General features: G+C 74.5%; 13 protein-coding genes. 7 read left to right on the forward strand and 6 right to left on the reverse strand.

The genetic code is table 11. From position 1 onward, the window contains the following. Nucleotides 1–53 precede the first annotated feature (53 nt). Nucleotides 54–1,526, forward strand: a complete 1,473-nt coding sequence (locus tag ACH4ZX_RS24420) for a hypothetical protein (protein WP_398276415.1) — start codon at nt 54–56, stop codon at nt 1,524–1,526. A gap of 324 nt (nt 1,527–1,850) precedes the next feature. Beyond that, complete coding sequence (fxsT, locus tag ACH4ZX_RS24425) at nt 1,851–5,807, forward strand: FxSxx-COOH system tetratricopeptide repeat protein (protein ID WP_398276418.1); 3,957 nt, start codon at nt 1,851–1,853, stop codon at nt 5,805–5,807. A 48-nt stretch (nt 5,808–5,855) separates the two neighbouring features. Here the strand turns inward: fxsT and ACH4ZX_RS24430 are convergent, their stop codons facing one another. From ACH4ZX_RS24430 to ACH4ZX_RS24445, 4 genes are all read right to left on the reverse strand, one after another. Next, entirely contained in the window at nt 5,856–7,670 is a 1,815-nt protein-coding gene (locus ACH4ZX_RS24430) for an HEXXH motif domain-containing protein (protein WP_398276421.1), read from the reverse strand. Nucleotides 7,671–7,687: 17 nt separating this feature from the next. Continuing rightward, a complete protein-coding gene (locus ACH4ZX_RS24435; RefSeq protein ID WP_398276424.1) occupies nt 7,688–7,870 on the reverse strand; it encodes a hypothetical protein in 183 nt (60 codons plus the stop codon). A 117-nt stretch (nt 7,871–7,987) separates the two neighbouring features. Continuing rightward, nucleotides 7,988–9,088: a trypsin-like peptidase domain-containing protein gene (locus tag ACH4ZX_RS24440; RefSeq protein ID WP_398276427.1), complete on the reverse strand. Its 1,101-nt coding sequence runs from the start codon at nt 9,086–9,088 to the stop codon at nt 7,988–7,990. Nucleotides 9,089–9,093: 5 nt separating this feature from the next. Beyond that, nucleotides 9,094–9,396, reverse strand: coding sequence for a trypco2 family protein (locus ACH4ZX_RS24445; protein ID WP_398276430.1), 303 nt, complete (start codon nt 9,394–9,396; stop codon nt 9,094–9,096). Nucleotides 9,397–9,593: 197 nt separating this feature from the next. Here ACH4ZX_RS24445 and ACH4ZX_RS24450 point away from each other — a divergent pair, with 197 nt between their 5' ends. Continuing rightward, nucleotides 9,594–9,794, forward strand: coding sequence for a hypothetical protein (locus ACH4ZX_RS24450; RefSeq protein WP_398276433.1), 201 nt, complete (start codon nt 9,594–9,596; stop codon nt 9,792–9,794). Nucleotides 9,795–9,802: 8 nt separating this feature from the next. Beyond that, a complete protein-coding gene (locus ACH4ZX_RS24455) occupies nt 9,803–11,575 on the forward strand; it encodes an HEXXH motif domain-containing protein (protein ID WP_398276436.1) in 1,773 nt (590 codons plus the stop codon). Between the two features lie 112 nt (nt 11,576–11,687). Here the strand turns inward: ACH4ZX_RS24455 and ACH4ZX_RS24460 are convergent, their stop codons facing one another. Beyond that, nucleotides 11,688–12,167, reverse strand: a complete 480-nt coding sequence (locus ACH4ZX_RS24460; RefSeq protein WP_398276439.1) for a GNAT family N-acetyltransferase — start codon at nt 12,165–12,167, stop codon at nt 11,688–11,690. A gap of 9 nt (nt 12,168–12,176) precedes the next feature. Continuing rightward, complete coding sequence (locus tag ACH4ZX_RS24465) at nt 12,177–13,076, reverse strand: aminoglycoside phosphotransferase family protein (protein ID WP_398276442.1); 900 nt, start codon at nt 13,074–13,076, stop codon at nt 12,177–12,179. Nucleotides 13,077–13,258: 182 nt separating this feature from the next. Here ACH4ZX_RS24465 and ACH4ZX_RS24470 point away from each other — a divergent pair, with 182 nt between their 5' ends. The 3 genes from ACH4ZX_RS24470 (at nt 13,259) to ACH4ZX_RS24480 (ending at nt 17,189) form a co-directional block, all read left to right on the forward strand. Continuing rightward, the gene (locus ACH4ZX_RS24470; RefSeq protein WP_398276445.1) at nt 13,259–15,025 is read left to right on the forward strand and encodes a thaumatin family protein; all 1,767 of its coding nucleotides are present in this window, start codon (nt 13,259–13,261) and stop codon (nt 15,023–15,025) included. A gap of 82 nt (nt 15,026–15,107) precedes the next feature. After that, nucleotides 15,108–15,773 carry a rhomboid-like protein gene (locus ACH4ZX_RS24475; protein ID WP_398276448.1) on the forward strand — a complete coding sequence of 222 codons (666 nt, stop codon included), beginning with the start codon at nt 15,108–15,110 and terminating at the stop codon, nt 15,771–15,773. A gap of 9 nt (nt 15,774–15,782) precedes the next feature. Further along, on the forward strand, nt 15,783–17,189 hold the full coding sequence (locus tag ACH4ZX_RS24480) for an NAD(P)/FAD-dependent oxidoreductase (protein WP_398276451.1): 1,407 nt from the start codon (nt 15,783–15,785) through the stop codon (nt 17,187–17,189). Nucleotides 17,190–17,640: the final 451 nt, after the last annotated feature.

Raw genomic sequence — 17,640 nt, forward strand, 5'->3', positions numbered from 1 at the left:
GTACGCTGGTCGGCACCATCAGGGAACCGCGCCGGCTGTCTGGAGGTAACGGGGTGAAAGGGCGCAGTCCGGAGCGTGTCCGCAACGAATTGATCGTCTCCATCGTGGACGCGTTGCAGGGCTCGCCCACCGTGAACCAGTCGAGCAGCCGCGACCTGTGGCGCGAGATGCTGGCGGGCGAGCTGGCCGCGCCGGTCGAGCCGTTCGGCGGCGACCGCTTACGGCCCTGGCTGCTGCAAGTGGTGCGGATGTGCACCGAGGTCGGGGACGGCCTGGCCTGTCTGGTGCGGGCGCTGGAGTACGTGGAGCAGCAGTCGGCCACGGTCGCCGGGCTGTGGCCGCTCGTCGACGAGTGGGAGGCGTTCGACTTCTACCCGAATGCCGACCTGCGCCTGCTGATGCCCGTGCTGCTGTCGATGAACTCGCCGGACCTGCCGCTGATGGCCCGCCGGGCCAGCCGCTCCCGGGTGCAGGAGCTGCCCCCGTGGTGCCACACGGCGTGGCAGGTCTTCCTGCGCCTGTCGGGCGTGAACTCCCCGGACGGCGAACTGCCGCCCGGCATGGCCTTCCTGGCGCTGGCCGCCGACCGGCTGATGGAGGACGGCCGCCCGGACGACGCCGAGCTGCTGCGCCGCTTCAACCGCGGCCAGGCCAAGGCGCTCGGGCACGAGAGCCTGCTGGCCGGCTGGCAGCACCCGGAGTTCCCGCCGCCCGAGCCGTCGCTGATCCCCGCGTACCTGCTGATCCAGTTCGAGCCGGACCGGATGGACCCGGACCGCTACTACCTCTCGCACTGGCGCCAGTCCGACTCCGAGGGCTGGCACCCGGTGCGCGGCGAGACGGAGCACCTGGGCCGGGACGACCTGCCGGGCGCGGTGGAGAAGCTGATCGAGCAGGCCGAGGCGCTGTGGGCGGACCTGCGGCAGCCGGTGATCCTGGAGTTCGTGCTGCCCTGGGAGCTGCTCAACGAGCCGGTCGAGTGGTGGCTGAAGGAGTCCGACTCCGACGCGCCGACCCCGCTGACGCTGGACTACCCGGTGGTGGTGCGCAGCCTGGAGCGGCTGCAGCGCGCCGCCTGGCACCGGCCCTGGCACAACAAGTGGCGGCAGCTGCGGGAGCGGCCCGCCGACAGCCACCCGCACTGGAGCCGCCCGGACGACGAGGACGGCTACTTCTTCCACCTGGAGCGGGAGCTGAAGGAGGACAGCCACGCGGTGTGCCTGGTGCTCAGCCGGCCCCCGGACGACGACTCGGGCATCGGCCGGCGCGAGGTGCTCGCCGGGCTGCGGGCCGGTGTGCCCGCGATGATCTGGCACCGCGCCGACTGCTCGGACCCGACCTTCCAGGACGCGGTCAGCGAGATCCTTCAGGACCGGGAGCTCGGCAGCCTGGTGGAGCGTGTCGGGCGGTGGCGCAACAAGGCGCTGGCCCTCGGCCCCGGGGGCTGGGACCAGCACGTCGGCCGCCATCTGGCCATCCTCCTCGACGACCCGGAGCGCAAGCCCGGCCCGGCCGGGCCGGTGTAGGCCGTGATGCCGTCGCGGACCCGGGACGAGCCCGGAGCGGGGCTCCGGCCGCCACGCCGGGCCGGACACGGGATGCCCTTGCACCCGCCCGGCCGAGGTGCCACGCTGGTGCGCGGGCCGGCGCGTCGCCGGTCGGACGTGCGCGGCCTCACCGGGGGGCGCGTCGCACACGCCCTGTTGCACCCTCACTCCGTCACCCCCCTGTGGCCTGCCGTCTTGCACCTCCCGCACACCGCTGCCAGGCTTGGCACGTGGATGTCACGCATGCCCGCGGAATGCGGGACTCCTCTTCGGCACTCCTTACGTTCCCGGGTGTCGCCGGACGTGCTGCGAGTGCCCATGCGCTGTGACGACGTCCCACGATCAGCACGGGCGCCGGGGGCCGACGGCGCCCCGCCCGACGCCGTGCCGCACAGCCTGAACGCGCTCCGGGATCCGGACTCCGACGACCGCCCGGACGTCCTGCTCGTGGTGGACGCCCACGTGACCATGCAGGTCTGGCAGGAGACCGTCGACGAACTGGCCGCCTCGCTCGCCCGCCAGCCGGGCCTGGGCCGGGTGTCCCGCGTGCCCCTGCTGTCCTCGGACGACACCGAGCCGGCCCGGATCCGGCTGGCGGAGCTGCCCCCGGCGGTCGGCAGCCGGCGTGTCGTGCTGGTGGTGACCGACGGGCTGGCCGCGGGCTGGCGTTCGGACGCGGTGCTGCCGCTGCTGCAGGTGCTGGGCCGCAGCGAACCGGTCGCCGTGCTGCACCTGCTGCCGCAGCGGCTGTGGGGCCGCAGCGGGCTGGACGTGCACCGGATGCGGTTACGCGCCGAACGGTCCTGGACGCCCAACGCCGAGCTGCGCTGGGAGCTGCACACCTCGCCCCTGGAAGCCGTCGACGACGCCGACGCGCGGGCCGGAGTGGTGCCCGTGCCGGTGCTGGAACTGGCCGAGCGTTCCACCTCCGCCTGGGTGGACCTGGTCGCCGGGCGGGTCCGCGGCTGGGCGGAGATGTCCGGGATCAGAGCGCGGGAGTGGAAACGGCGGCAGGACGCGGCGCGCGCCGTGCCGTGGGTGGAGGACGTGCCCGATCCGGGCAGCGCCCTGCCCGCCTGGGAGCGGGTCTCCGAGTTCCGGGCCGCCGCGTCGCCCACCGCGTTCGCCCTGGCCACCCGGCTCGCGGCGGCGCCGCTCACGCTGCCGGTGATGCGCGCGGTGTGCGCCACCGTGCCGGGCGCCGGGCCCGCCCACCTGACCGAGCTGCTGATGAGCGGCCTGGTCCGGCCGGCCGGGGCGGCGGCCGAGCGGGCGGACGACGTCGTCTTCGTCTTCGGCCCCGACATCCGCCAGGAGTTACTGGCGCTCAGCCGCCGCCGCGACACCGCCCGTGTGCTGCGGGACGTGCGGCCGCTGGTGGTGGCGGGCACCGAGGGATCCGAGGCGGCGGACCCGGACGCCGGAGTGCCGTACGAGACGGCCGCGGTGCCGCTCGTGACCCGGCGCAACGTCGCTTTCCTGCGGGTCGAACTGCTCGCCCTGCGGGCCCTGTCCGGCCGCTTCCTGCCGCGCGCCGAGCGGCTCGCCGAGGCGCTGCGCGCCTACGACCACCAGAACACCGTCAGCCTGCGCAAGGGCGCAGGCGCCCGGGACCGCACCCGGGACCAGGCTGCCGACAGCGCCCCCGGGGGGCGCGGGACAACTTCAGAAGGAGCGACGGCCATGACCGCCACGCAGCAGCCCGCGGTGGAGAGCGGGCGTTCGACGCAGCCGCGGATCTGGGGCAACGTCCCCCCGCGGAACCCGAACTTCACCGGCCGCGTGGACCTTCTGGAGATGCTGAGCGACCGCCTGCGCCGCGAGGGCACCACCACGGTGCTGCCGGAGGCCATCCACGGCATGGGCGGCGTGGGCAAGACGCAGCTGGCCATCGAGTACGCCTACCGCTACCAGTCCGAGTACGACATCGTCTGGTGGATCCCCGCCGAGCGCCCCGGCCAGATCGGCCAGGCCCTGGTGGAGCTGGCCCAGCGCCTCGGCCTGGTCACCAGCGCCGAGGCCAACATCGCCGGGCCCGCGGTGCGCGAGGCGCTGCGCGAAGGCCGGCCGTACTCCCGCTGGCTGCTGATCTTCGACAACGCCGACAGCCCCGAGCGGGTCCGCGACTACTTCCCGACCGGCGGCAGCGGCACCATCCTCGTCACCTCCCGCAACCGGCGCTGGAGCCTGCTCGGCAGCTCCCTCGAGGTGGACGTGTTCACCCGCGAGGAGAGCAAGGAGCTGCTGCGCCGCTCCGGCCCGCACGGCGACGACCTCGACGACGCCGAGGCCGACCGGCTCGCCGACGCGCTCGGCGACCTCCCGCTGGCGCTGGAGCAGGCCGCCGCCTGGCGCGCGGAGACGGGGATGCCCGTCTCCGAGTACCTGCGCCTGTTCGAGCACAAGCGCACCGAGCTGCTCGAGGTGTCCCCGCCGCCGGACTACCAGCTCCCGGTCGCCGCCGCCTGGAACGTGTCCCTCGACCACCTGGAGACCCGCAGCCTCACCGCGCTGCGCCTGCTCCAGCTGTGCTCCTACTTCGCGCCCGACCCGATCTCGCGGTCCATCTTCGCGGGCCTGGGCGGCTCCAGCATCGACCCCGAACTCGACCGCGCCCTCAACGACCCCATGCGGCTCGCGCGGGCCATAAGGGAGATCAACCGCTACTCCCTCGCCCGCATAGACCACCGGACCAACTCGATCGAGATGCACCGCCTGGTCCAGGCGGTTCTCATGAACCGCATGAGTCCCGAGGAACAGACCCGTATGCGCAACGGCGCCCACACGCTGCTGGCCGCCGCCGACCCGAAGGGCCCCAACCAGGCCGCCAACTGGCCGCGCTACGCCGAGCTGTACGGCCATGTCATCGCCTCCGGCGCCGTCGAGTCCGACCAGCCGTGGGTGCGCGAGCTGGTGATGAACGTCGCGAAGTACCTGTGGTACTGGGGGGATCACAAGGTCGCGCGGGAGTTCACCGAGCAGGCGTACCAGACCTGGACGCAGAAGTTCGGCGAGGAGGACCAGCAGACCCTGCTGATGGGCTGGTGGCTGGGCTTCCTCTACCTCAGGGTGGGCCGCTACGACGACGCATCCCGGGTCGTCTCCCGGCTCAGGGACGTCTACGGCCGCACCGCGCCCGCGGACCGCGAGGAGAACCGCGAGGACGCGCTGGTGACGATGAACCTCGAAGCCGCGGTGCGGCGGGTGCAGGGCGACTTCGCCGCCGGCGCCGAGATCGACGAGATCGCCTACCGGCAGGCCAGGCGCGCCTTCGGCGAGGACGATCCGACCACCCTGGTCACCGCCCACAACCTCGGCGTGAGCCTGCGGCTGGTCGGCGACTTCCCGCGCGCGCTGGAACTCGACCGGCGTACGCACGCGATGAAGACCCGGCTGTTCGGCCGCGACCACCAGCAGGCGCTGGTGACCGAGGCGAGCGTCGCCGTCGACGTGCGCGAGACCGGCGACTACGTGGGCGCGCGGGCGCTGCAGCAGGCGGTCTTCGACGGCTACCGCACCGCTTTCGGACCGCGGAACCCCACCACGCTGGAGACCATGCGGCAGCTCAGCGAGGCCTGCCGGAAGGAGGGTGACCACGCCACCGCGCTGGAACTGGCGCGCGAGACGTTCCAGCAGTTCACCCGCCGCTACGGCAGCCTGCACCCCGACGCCCTGACGGCCGAGCTCGCCCTGTCGGTGGCGTTGCGGCAGAACGGCGACCTGGAAGAGGCCCGGGAACGGGGCGAGAAGGCGTGCGAACGCTACCGGCAGATCTTCCACGCCGACCACCCGCACGTCCGCGGGGCCGACGTCGACCTGGCGGTGACGCTGCGGCGGCTGGGGCTGGTGCAGGAGGCCAGGCGACTGGACGAGTCGGCGCTGGCGTCGCTGACCGAGCGCCTCGGGGAGAGCCATCCGATCGCGCTGGCCTGCGCCATCAACCTCGCCAGTGACCTCAGCGCCCTGGGAGAGGTGCGCGAGGCCCGGGACCTCGGCGAGAGGACCCTGGCGCTGTGCCGGGAGCGGCTGGGCGAGGACCACCCGACCACCCTGGTGTGCGCGGCGAACCTCGCCCTGGACCTCGTCGCGCTCGGTGACGAGACGGAGGGCCGGGCGCTGCGCGAGGACACCCTGGCGCGCATGGAGAGGGTCCTGGACGAGCCGCGGATGCACACCGCCGACGCCGCTCCCCACCCGGCGACCTTGCAGGTCCGGGCGGGTCAGCGCAACGACTGCGACATCGACCCGATGCCGATGTGAGGTGCCGGCCGGGCGCGTGATCCGGGTGCCCGGATTCCCGGCGGGCGGTCACACGGGGGACGATCCCAGCCAGGCGGCGAGCCGGACCGGGTCCGGTGCCGTGCCCGTCGTGCGCAGCAGGGCCTGGTGGACCGCCCGGGCCCGTTCCGGGTGACGCAGCAGCAGGCGGGCCGCCGCGGGTTCGGTCCCGCCCGTGGTGAGGGCGTCGGCCAGGCCCGCCCAGGCGCCGGGCCGCAAGGGGGCGTCGGCCAGCTGGGTCAGGTACGCCGTCCGGGCCCCGGCGGCGTCGCCGGCGGCCAGCAGGGCGTCGCCGACGAGCGCTCCGGTGACCCTGGCCGCGGCCTTCTCGGCTCCGTCGGCCGGGAGACGGTCGTCGTCGGCGCCGCTGAGGCGGTAGCGGACCAGCGTCGCCAGGCTGTCCAGCCAGCGGGCGGACGGATCGGGCACGATCCCGGCCTCGGCCGCCAGGGCGCCGGGAGGCGCGTCGGCTCCCTCCAGCCAGGCGCGCACGGCCGCGTCCACGGCCGGTGCGGGGGGCCGCAGGTGGTGGACCCGCCAGCGGGCGACGTGGTCGTCGGCGCAGAGCCGGGCCAGGGCCGACTCCTGCTCGGGGACCGGCTGGGCCAGCCACTCGGCGCACCGGGCGTGCAGCGTCTCCAGCAGAGTCGAACCGACCCGCGTGAGCCGGGGGTGACGGCGGACCTGCTCCAGCGCCGTGGCCGTACGGCGGCGCCACAGCGCGAACTCGAAGTGCGCCATGGGGATCTGCGTACGCGTGGCGGTGCGGTGCGTGTTCCAGAAGTCGGTGATGCCGGCGAACGCGTAGATGCCCTGCAGCAGTCCCGCGAGCGGCCGGGGGTCGTCCCGCCAGGGCGCGTACCACCACTCCGGTTCCTCGTCGGCGGCCGGCGTCAGCAGGGGTGTCAGGTGCAGCAGACCGCCGAGTTTGGTGTGCTGGAACTCGTGCTTGAGGGTGACGGCCAGCTGCACGGGATCGTCCGGCTCCGACGCCTCGATGCCGCCGAAGGCGTCCCCCGATGTCACACTCCGTGGCCGAAACCTTTCCCTGGCCGCTGTCGGCGTGAGCGACAGCAGGCTTCGCCGCATGGCTCCGGCCGTCTCCGGCTGCTGCGCCAGCAGTACCTCCCAGGCCTGCTCCAGCAACTGCCGCCAGTGCGCCACGGACTCCTCGGACAGCGGGCGGGGTTCGGTCGGCCGCGGATACGTCCGGTACGGGTCCACGTCGTCCAGCACGACGTCGAGCCGCCGGCCTGCCGGGCCCACCGCGATCCGGCGCAACGGATGCCACCCCGGCCCCGCCGACCCGGGCGGCAGCGGTACGGCGACGCGGGCGCCGCCCGCCTCGACCACGGCGCGTCCGGACCTGGCGGCCACGCTGCCCGTCGCCCAGGGCTCGGTCACCGGCAGGACCGCACAGCCGAGGGTCGGCAGCGGCACGCGCCCGTGCCGGACGGGCACCTCGAGGGTGAAGTCGAGCCCGGCCCGCAGCCCCGCCGCGGCCGCGAGGGCGGCGAAATGCCCCAGCAGCACCCACTGCGGCGGATCGTCGTCCGCCGTCACCTCGCGCAGTCCGCGCAGCGCGGTGGCCAGCCACATGCCCGTCTGCGGGTACATGAGCAGGTCGTCGACGACATCGGGCGCGTGCCGCTGAGCCCGGCTGAGCAGGTCCCAGGCGGGGCCCAGGTCCACGGTGTCGTCGAGGGCCCGTAACAGCAGCAGACGGCGGCTGCGTTCGGCCGCCAGCAGGAGGAGGAGAGTCTCCGGGCCGCCCTCGCCGCTGACCAGCTCGGCCAGGTTGCCGGGCGGCAGGCGATGATGCGGCAGCGCGGACTCAGCGCTCATGAGCGGCCCCGGCCCGGTCATTCGAGACGTTCGATGCCACCGTCGATGCCTGCGACACTGGCGGACTGGTGGTCGATTCCCGACAGCAACTCCCGCAGCGACCCGGCGAGGACGCGGCTGTCCATGGAGCGCAGCGCTTCAAGAGATACCCCCGCGAGGTCGACCAGACTTGACTCGACGGCGGCCACAGACGGCTCCATGACGGCCAAACCCCTCTCCCCCGGCGTCAGTTGTGGTTGGGCTGCCCACATCCTCTAGATAGTGACCCAACGTGCGAGCGATGAAACCCCGGCCCTCGGCGGCTCCGCGATATCAGGTCAGCGGGCCGGGCCGGGGCGACGGTGGCGCCGGGACAACTCCACCGCCTCCTGGTCCATGCGGGCCACCCCGGCGGAGTCGCCCTCCATCAACCGTATCGCTTCGAGGAATTGGTCCAGGGACCCCGGATAGCGCAGACAGGTTCTCAGGATGCCGAAGACGTCCGGGCGCAGGGAGGGCGAGCGGGGGCTCATGGCCGCGACCATCGGATTGATGCTGTCCAGCAGCAGCGCCAGGGTGGTGGGGTTGCTCACCGCGGGCAGCGCGGTCAACGCGCCCACCAGGCCGTTCAGTTCGCGCAGCGGCAGGCCGTCGGGCAGGTGGGCCAGACCGGCCGGCGCGTCCGCCGGGCCGGGGCCGGCGGCGGGGCGCGCCAGGGCGGACGCCGACGCCGGCAGCCCGGCGTGCTGCTCCAGCACGGCCAGTTCGGCCGGGGGCAGCAGGTCGTGGAGGCGGTCCACCCGCACCGCGGCCAGCCGGCCGAGCCCGTCGGTGCGGTGGTGGGCGGTGACCAGGCCGACGATCGTGCCGTCGTGCCAGACCGCGGCGCCGGACATGCCCTCCCAGGGCGACCGGTCCTTCTCCACGTCCGACGCGGGCGGCTCGACGGCGAGTTCGAGGGTGCCCTCGCGCCGGTTGGACAGCACCGACGTCCTGCCCGTGGCGTGGCAGGAGTCGCGGTACTGGGAGGGCGAGCCGTCGTCCAGGGCGCGCATCCGGTCCGCGCGGAGCTTGAAGCGCGGGAAGCCCATCGCGCTGCACGGCAGGACGACGTCGGCGTCGGGCAGGGCGCCGTACACCGGCGGCGCGGTCGCCTCCGCGTGCACGCCCGGGGGCACGGGGCCGGTGATCCGCAGCAGGGCCACGTCGGCCTTCTCGCTGGCCAGCACCGCCTCGGCGGGCGCGGTCCACTCGTCGGCCCGGTCGGCCTCGAAACGCACCCGGAGGGCGTCGGCGTCGTGGACCACGTGCGCGCAGGTGAGCACCCACCGTTCCGCGACCCGGTAGCCGGAGCCGCGCCGTCCGGCGCCGACCGCCGGCCGCACCATCACCTCCGCCACCCGGACCGGGTCCAGGCCCCGGCGTCCGCCCCCCGGCACGGTGCTCAGCGCTCGCCCTCACCCTCGGGGCCCGACACCCACGGCGCCCGTCCGCCGGCGCTGCGGGTGTGCGGATCCAGGGTGAGCTTCACCCGGTGCGTGACGCTGCCGGCCAGCCGCCCGTCCGCGCCGGCCTCCACCACCCACAGCCGGATCTTGCCGCCCGCCGTCGCCGACCGCTCCACCGCGACGGCCACCTCCAGCTCCACCGGGCCCACCTCGAAGTAGAGGTCCGCGCCGTCCGCGGCGGTCCTGGCCGTGGCCAGCTCCCGGCGTAACTCCTTGATCAGCTCAGCGAGTTCAATCACACACGCTTCCTTACCCGCTCGGTCGTTCGGTCACTCGATCCGGGCGGATTCCGCGTCCGCGCCGCCAACCGGGCCGTGCGGTGCGCGCGATGCACTAGGGTCACCACGAGGTCTGAAATAGCGCCCGAAACTTCACTGTACGGGTACAGGCCGGATATCTGACACATATTCACCAACACAGGTACAGGGACGGCGACATGGAGCAGCCAGCAGTCCAGTCGGAGCTGATCGACCTCGGCGACGTCCCGCTGCACGCCTGGCCGTCGCTGGACCTGCCGGACGCGGACGTCGAGGGTTCCATGCGGCGGCTGCTCAGCCGTATCGACGACCCGGCGAGCAGCCTCGGCGGGTACAACCCGCAGCGCGACGACGCCGACCCGCAGCGCGACGACGCCTAGGACCCGGCGTGCGGCAGACGGCCCGACCCCATGAGCTGACCCCGGAGGCGTTCGGCGACCTGCTGGCCGGCGCGGGCGACCCCGCCGCGGTCCAGGCGCTGCGCCGGGGCGAACGCAGCTGGCGGCTGCTCGTCGTACGGGCGCTGCTCGACGCGGCGGCGGAGGCGCCGGCCGGGCCGCTGGCGCCGCCCGCGGACGCCTGGCGGCTGCTGGCGCGGGCCGGCGCCGCGGCCCCGGAGAAGGTGGACGAACTGCTGCGCTACCCGCACGTGGGCGTGTGGGCGGCGCACACCCTGCGCCGGCTGCGCGGCAGCGCCGACGACGACGCGCCCCTGTGGGTGCACCTCGGGCACCTGCACGCGATCGCCGCCGTGGCGGCGGTCCGGGCCGGGCTCGACTTCCGTACGGCCGTGCCGGTGCGGCACGGGTGGGCGGTGCTGCCCACGCTCGGCGCGATGCGGCTGCCCGGGGACCGGGAGCCGTGGGGCGTGGCGGAGGTGTCGGCCCGCGACGGGAGCGTGCTGATCGGCGGGCGCCCGCCGGCCGGACCGCACTGGCACCCGCTGACCAGGCTGCGCGCCGACGGCTGCACGCTGCTGCTGGACGACACCGACCCCTACCGCACGCTGCGCGCACCGGCGCTGCCCGAGCCGGCCGGCCCGGCGGCGCGCTGGCAGGAGCTGTTCGACTCGGCCTGGACCGTGCTGTGCGACACCGACGGCGACGGGGCCCGGGCGCTGGCCGGGGGACTGACGACGGTGGTGCCCCGCCCGCGCGCCGAGCGGTTCCGCCCGCACAGCGCCTCCTCGGGCGACGCGTTCGGCACGGCGCTGGCGTCGGTGCCGGACGACGGCGAGCAGTTCGCCTCGACGCTGGTGCACGAGTTCCAGCACAACAAGCTCAGCGCGTTCATGCACCTGTTCACCCTGTACGACGACCCGGGCGGCCGGCTGTTCTACGCCCCGTGGCGGGACGACCCCCGGCCGCTGGGCGGGCTGCTGCAGGGCGTGTACGCGTTCTCCGGCGTCACCGGGTTCTGGCGGCGCCGTCCGCATCCGCTCGGCCGGTTCGAGTTCGCGCTGTGGCGGGAGCAGACCGCGCACGCGCTCCACGAGCTGCACGCGCTGCCCGCGACCGGCGCGGCGCAGGGGCTGACCGGCCTCGGCCGGCGGCTGGTGGCGGAACTGACGCGGCGGACGCGGCCCTGGCTCGCCGAACCGGTGGACGAGCGGACGCGTGCCGCCGCCGCGCTCGCGGTCGCGGACCACCGGGCGACCTGGCGGGCGTACCACCTGCGGCCCGACCCGCAGACGGTGCGCGCCCACGCGGCGGCCTGGACCCGTGGCGGGCCGCTGCCGGCGGGCGCGGACGAGCCGGCGCTCGTGCCGGGCAGCCCGGGACGCGGCCTGGACACGCGGGCGGTGCTGCTGCGCTGGCTGCTGGCCGACCCGGCGGGCTTCGCGGAACTGCGCGACGATCCGGGCGCCACCGTGGCCGGCGCCCGCCCCGAAGACGTCGCCCTGGTCGAGGGCCGCACCGCGGATGCGCTGCACACCCTGCGGGAACGCGTCCTGCGCGGCGACGCCGATCCCGAGACCTGGGTGGGCCTGGGCCTGGCCGCCCGCGCCGAGGGCGACCCGGCCGGCGCCGGCCTGCTGTCCCGCCCGGAGCTGGCCATCGCCCTGCACGCCGAACTGGGCGGCGCCGCCGACCCGCTGGCGCTGGGGCGGGCGCTGGCGGCGGACGCCGGGGGTGGCGGGGGCACGGTTCGGCGCGGCTGACCGGGGTCCGCTCGGGTTCCGCCGGCCGTGCTGATCGAGTCCGGCCGGGTGTGCTGATCAGGTTGGCGGGGTGTGCTGATCGGGTCCGGTCAGGTCCGGTCGGCCGCGGCGGTCAGGTTCCGTCGGCCAGGCGGGTCAGGGGCTCGTCCGTGAGGCGGTACACCGTCCACCCGCTCTGCGGGCGGGCGCCGAGGGCCTCGTAGAAGGCGATCGACGGGGCGTTCCAGTCCAGGACGGACCACTCCAGGCGCTGGTAGCCGCGCTCCGCGCAGATGCGGGCCAGTTCGGTGAGGAGGGCCTTGCCGTGGCCGGCGCCGCGGGCGGCGGGGCGGACGTAGAGGTCCTCCAGGTAGATGCCGTGGACGCCGCGCCAGGTGGAGAAGTTCAGGAACCACAGGGCGAAGCCCACCGGCTCGCCGGTGCTGTCGTCGGCCGCGATGTGGGCGTAGGCGGCCGGGCGCTCGCCGAACAGGGCCTCGTGCAGTTGCGCCTCGTCGGCCTTCGCCTCGTGCGCCGCCTTCTCGTACTCGGCGAGCTCACGGACCATGGCGTGGATGACGGGGACATCGGCGGGTGTCGCGGTGCGGATCATGCCGCGAGGCTAACCCGTACGGCCGCGCAGGCGGCGGGCGATCTCGAGGTGGGCGGCGAGCGGGGCCCGGTCCTCCTCCAGCTGCCACACCGAGTTCTGCAGCACCCGGCCCAGCGTCCAGGCGCGTGCCCGGTCCCGGTCCAGCCCGAGGACGTCCGTCATGGCGTCGAAGCGCCAGACCACCTCGTCGGCGTCGAAGCGGTTCCACAGGGCCGGGAGGAGCTCGAAGCCGGGATCGCCCGCGAGCGGCTTGGGGTCGATGGCGAGCCAGGGCGCGCGGTCGGCGGCGAGGACGTTGTCGAAGTGCAGGTCCCAGTGCAGCAGCCGGTCGCCGGGGTCGGCGGCGACCTCGCGCACCGCCGCCGCGCAGTCCGCGAGCAGCCGCCGTGCGCCGGGGCCGGGCAGGCGGGGCAGCACCGCCGCGGCCCGCTCCATGAGCCGCGGCGCGATGTCGCCGAGGCGCCGCAGCCCCGCCGGGGCCGGTACGGACGTCAGCCGGGCCAGCAGCCGGGCGACGACCAGCGTCGCCTCGCGGGAGTCCGGCAGGCCGGCCGCCGGCCGCTCCGCACGGAGCCGTTCCAGCAGCAGCGTGCCCGACGCCGGCTCGGCGGCCAGCAGCCGGACGGCGCCGTCACCGTCCCAGGTCCGCAGCGCGACCGGCTCGCCCGCGGTCTCCTCGTCGACGTCCTGGAGCTTGAGGGCGGCCCGCGTCCCGTCGGCGCGGAGCACGGGCAGCACCAGCGCCCACCGGCCGCACCACGACGGCCCGTCCGGCCGCAGCTCCCAGCGGTCGAGGAACCGCGCGGCCCGTTCGGGCAGCCCGGCGACGAAGGCCCGCCCGGCCTCGCCGCCGAACCGCTCGTGCCGGTCGATCAGCTCCCGCGGAATGTCGATCGGAATGTCGATCACGACCGGGACGGTACCGCGCGGCCGACCCGTCCGCCGGGCCTGCCGGTGAACCGTCTGTCGGGTCGGCCGGTGAACCGTCCGCCGGGTCGGCCGGTGAACCGTCCGCCGGGCGGATCCGTCGTGCGGGCGCAGGCACTGCCTGATCGTCGATCCGACGCCAGCCCGAATCGAGAGGCATCTCCATGCGTTTCCCGCGCAGACGCACCCTTCTGTTCGCCTTCCTGCTGGTCGTCCTCGCCGCGTCGGCACTGGTCCCGGCGTTCCACTCCGCCCGCGGCGCGCCCGGCGCGCAGGAGCCCGACGTACTGGCGGCGGCCTCCGGTGAGCACACCGTCACCCTGCGGAACGACACCGGCGGCCGCATCTGGGTCGGCAGCACGGTCAACGCCGACGGCTCCAGCGCGCTCACCGGGCTGCCGGTGCTCGATCCGGGGCAGTCCGCCACCATCACCGTCCCGGAGCGGTCCGGCGCCGGGCACTGGCGCGGCACGTTCTTCGCCCGGCAGGGCTGCACCGGCGAGGACGGCAGCACCTTCCACTGCGCCGTCGGCGACTGCGGCCCCTTCGCCGATCACTGCTCCACCGGGGAACAGCCCACCAGCCTCGCCGAGTTCAACTTCGACCCGGCCGACTCCCTGGCGCCCTGGTACGACGTCAGCCACGTCAACGCGGTCTCCGTGCCGATCACCATCACCCCCGACGGCGTGACCCCGCCCGGCAGCGGTGAGTGCGCCGTGGCCGGATGCGCCGGCGACCTGCTGGCCGCGTGCCCGCCCGAGGACCTGACCAGGGACCCGGCCACCGGCAGGGCGCTGGTGTGCGTCAACCCGAACCGGGACGCGAAGACCTCCTACAGCGACGCCGTCACCCGGCAGTGCCCGAAGGCGTACGCCTGGTCCAAGCAGGACGCCGAGCCGGGCAACCAGGTCGTGTACCAGTGCACCACCCGCCGCGCACCCGGCCCCACAGCCGGGACCGCGCCCGGCCCCACCCCCGGTCCCGCCCCCCCCCGCTCCGCCCTCCCCCACCCCGTGCCCCCCGCGTCGCTGAAGCGGGACGTGGGTCAGTCGGACGACGCGTACGAGCCGCCCGGGCTGCTCAGAAGGCCTCTGGTCATCGGCGCCGTGGGCCTCGCCGTGGCGCTCGCCGTGGTCGTTCCGCTGATCGCGCTCGGCAGCGGTTCGGGCGGCGGATCGGGCGGCGACGACGCCCAGGGCAAGGCCGCCGACTCGGCCCAGAACGTGAGCAGGAGCCCGGTGCCGCTGCCCACCGCGGTGACCACGACCCCGACGACGACGGTCTCGCCCAGCATCTCGGGCAGCAGCAGTCCCGGCGGGTCGCCCACACCGACGAAGAAGCCCGCCGAGCCGTCGGCCGGCAGCAGCCGCGGCGCCACGGCCGCCCCCGGGACGACGGCCGGGCCCTACGGCACGGAGCCGACCGCACCCCACGCCACCAAGCCCGCCGCGCCCCGCAAGCAGACGGCCGCGGACGCCGCCTCGAAGCCCGCCGCGAGCACGCCCGGACGGCACATCTGCTACCGCGTGTACCTGGCGAAGGACGGCTGGCAGAAGCCGGTGTGCGACGGACTCACCGCCGGCCGGGTGAACGGCAGGCAGAAGATCAAGTCGATCAACATCGCCACGGCCGGCACGAAGGGCACCGCCGCCAACGCCTACGTCCACAGGGAACACTGGAAGACGCCCTGGAGCGGCGTGGTCGACGGCGTCGACAACTACATCGGCAGCGTCAAGCCGGGCTATCCGTACATGATCGGCTTCATCATCAACGTCGGCGACGGCGCGGTCTGCCAGAACGCGGCCGTCAGCGGCCACGGCTGGCTCGGACTGGGCTGCGACGAGCCGAAGGGACAGGCGCCCGGCAACTACATCTTCGGCGGCACGCTGGACGACTCCCTGTACCTGCAGGCCGTCAGGTTCACGGTGTGAGCGATGCGAGCGGTGTGAGCGGGGACCCGGACGGACGGTCCCGCCCGCGCCTATCGCTCCGGGCACCCCGATAATTGCGGGTGTGAAGCGCCGCAAGCGGAGCGACCGGGGTCCGAACAGGGTGTGGGCGTACGTCCGCAGCGCCCCCGGCACCTATGTGTGGCTGGCCGTCCTGTTCATCACCACCGTGGCGCTGCACCACATGTCGCCGCATTTCGAACACGAGTTCCTGCGGCGGCATTCCACGAACCTCCACGAGCTGTCCGAGAACCCCGTCCGGGTGCTGTTCGCCAGCGCGATGTGGATCGACGGCGGGCACTGGCTGCCGTACGCCGTGCTCTACACCGTCTTCCACGCGCGGGCCGAACGGTGGCTGGGCACGGCGCGCTGGCTGCTGGTGTGCGCGGCGTCGCACGTCCTGGCGACGCTCGTCAGCGAGGGCGTCCTGCTGCTGGCGATACGCGACGGGGTCGCCCCCCGGTCGGCGGCCGACACCCTCGACATCGGCGTCAGTTACGCGCTGGCGGGCGTGATGGCCGTCCTGGCCTACCGGATCGCGGCGCCCTGGCGCTACGTGTACCTGGCGGCCGTCGCCGCCGTCTACGGCCTTCCGCTCGCCTTCGCGCCCACCTTCACCGATCTCGGGCACGCCGTGGCGGTCCTCATCGGGCTCGGGTGCCGGCCGCTGTCCACAGGCCGTGGAAAAGCATGGAATCCGAAGGAGACACTGGCCGCGATCAGGGATTAACGTCCCGCCATGAGCAGCTCGGCAAGCAGTGCCGTCAACGGCGGCATCTCCTTCTGGTACACGGACGACGGCCTCCCGACGGCACGGGCGCCGCTGCCCGGCGACACGACGGCGGACGTCGTGATCGTGGGCGGCGGATACACCGGCCTGTGGACGGCGTACTACCTGAAGAAGGCCGCCCCCTCCCTGCGGATCGTCGTCCTGGAGCAGAAGTTCTGCGGCTACGGCGCCTCCGGCCGCAACGGCGGCTGGCTGTACAACGGCATCGCGGGCCGCGACCGGTACGCGAGGCTGCACGGCCACGAGGCCGCCGTGCGGCTGCAGAAGGCCATGAACGACACCGTCGACGAGGTCGTCAGGGCCGCGGCGGAGGAGGGGATCGAGGCCGACGTCCACAAGGGCGGCGTGCTCGAGGTCGCCACCTCACCGGCCCAGGCGGCACGCCTGAGGGCCTTCCACGAGCACGAGCTGTCGTACGGCGAGAAGGACCGCGAGCTGTACGGCGCCGAGGAGACCGCCGAACGGATCAGGGTCGCCGGCGCGGTCGGCTCCTCCTGGACCCCGCACGGGGCGCGCCTGCATCCCGCGAAACTGGTCAAGGGGCTCGCGGCCGCCGTCGAGGCGCTCGGGGTGACCGTCCACGAGTCGACGCCCGTGACGGAGATCCGGCCGAGGCACGCGGTGACGCCGTACGGGACCGTGCGGGCGCCGTACGTCCTGCGGTGCACGGAGGGCTTCACCGCGAGCCTGAAGGGCCACCGGCGCACCTGGCTGCCCATGAACTCCTCGATGATCGCCACTGAGCCGCTGACGGCGGAGCAGTGGGAGTCGGTGGGCTGGGAGGGCCGCGAGACGCTGGGCGACATGGCGCACGCCTACATGTACGCCCAGCGCACCGCCGACGGGCGGATCGCGCTCGGCGGACGCGGGGTGCCGTACCGCTTCGGGTCGCGGACCGACAACGACGGCCGGACGCAGGAGGCGACGATCGAGGCGCTGCGCGAGATCCTCGTCCGCTTCTTCCCCGCGCTGGCCGGGGTGGCGGTCGCGCACGCCTGGTCGGGCGTCCTCGGGGTGCCGCGCGACTGGTGCGCCACGGTCACCCTGGACCGTTCGACGGGGCTTGGCTGGGCCGGGGGCTACGTCGGCTCCGGCGTGGCCACGGCCAACCTCGCCGCCCGCACCCTGCGCGACCTGGTGCAGCTCGACTCCGGCCAGGGCGGCGGCACCGAGCTGACCGGGCTGCCGTGGGTCGGGCACCGGGTCCGCAAGTGGGAGCCGGAGCCGCTGCGCTGGCTGGGCGTGCACGGCATGTACGCCACCTACCGCGCGGCGGACCGCCGGGAGAGCACGACGCACAGCCCCGAGTCCTCCCACCTGGCCCGCCTGGCCGACCGAGTGGCAGGCCGCCACTGACAACCCCGAAGGGACGCGGGACCTCGCCCCCCGAAGGGGCGCGGGGAACTGCGCGCCCAGCCACGACGGCGCGGCAGCCGTCTGACGGCCGAAGTCACCGCGCGCCACTCCACCGGAGCGTCAGCGTGGCAGTCGTCTGATGGCCGGAGTCACCGTGCGGCACCCAGCGGAGCGTCAGCGCGGGGAGCTGCGCGCCCAGCCACGACGGCGCGGCAGTCGTCTGACGGCCGAAGTCACCGCGCGCCGCCCCGCCGGAGCGTCAGCGTGGCAGTCGTCTGACGGCCGGAGTCACCGTGCGGCACCCAGCGGAGCGTCAGCGCGGGGAACTGCGCGCCCAGCCACGACGGCGCGGCAGCCGTCTGACGGCCGAAGTCACCGCGCGCCGCCCCGCCGGAGCGTCAGCGTGGCAGTCGTCTGACGGCCGGAGTCACCGTGCGGCACCCAGCGGAGC

The organism is Streptomyces sp. NPDC020490, from assembly GCF_044335305.1.
GTDB lineage: Bacteria > Actinomycetota > Actinomycetes > Streptomycetales > Streptomycetaceae > Streptomyces.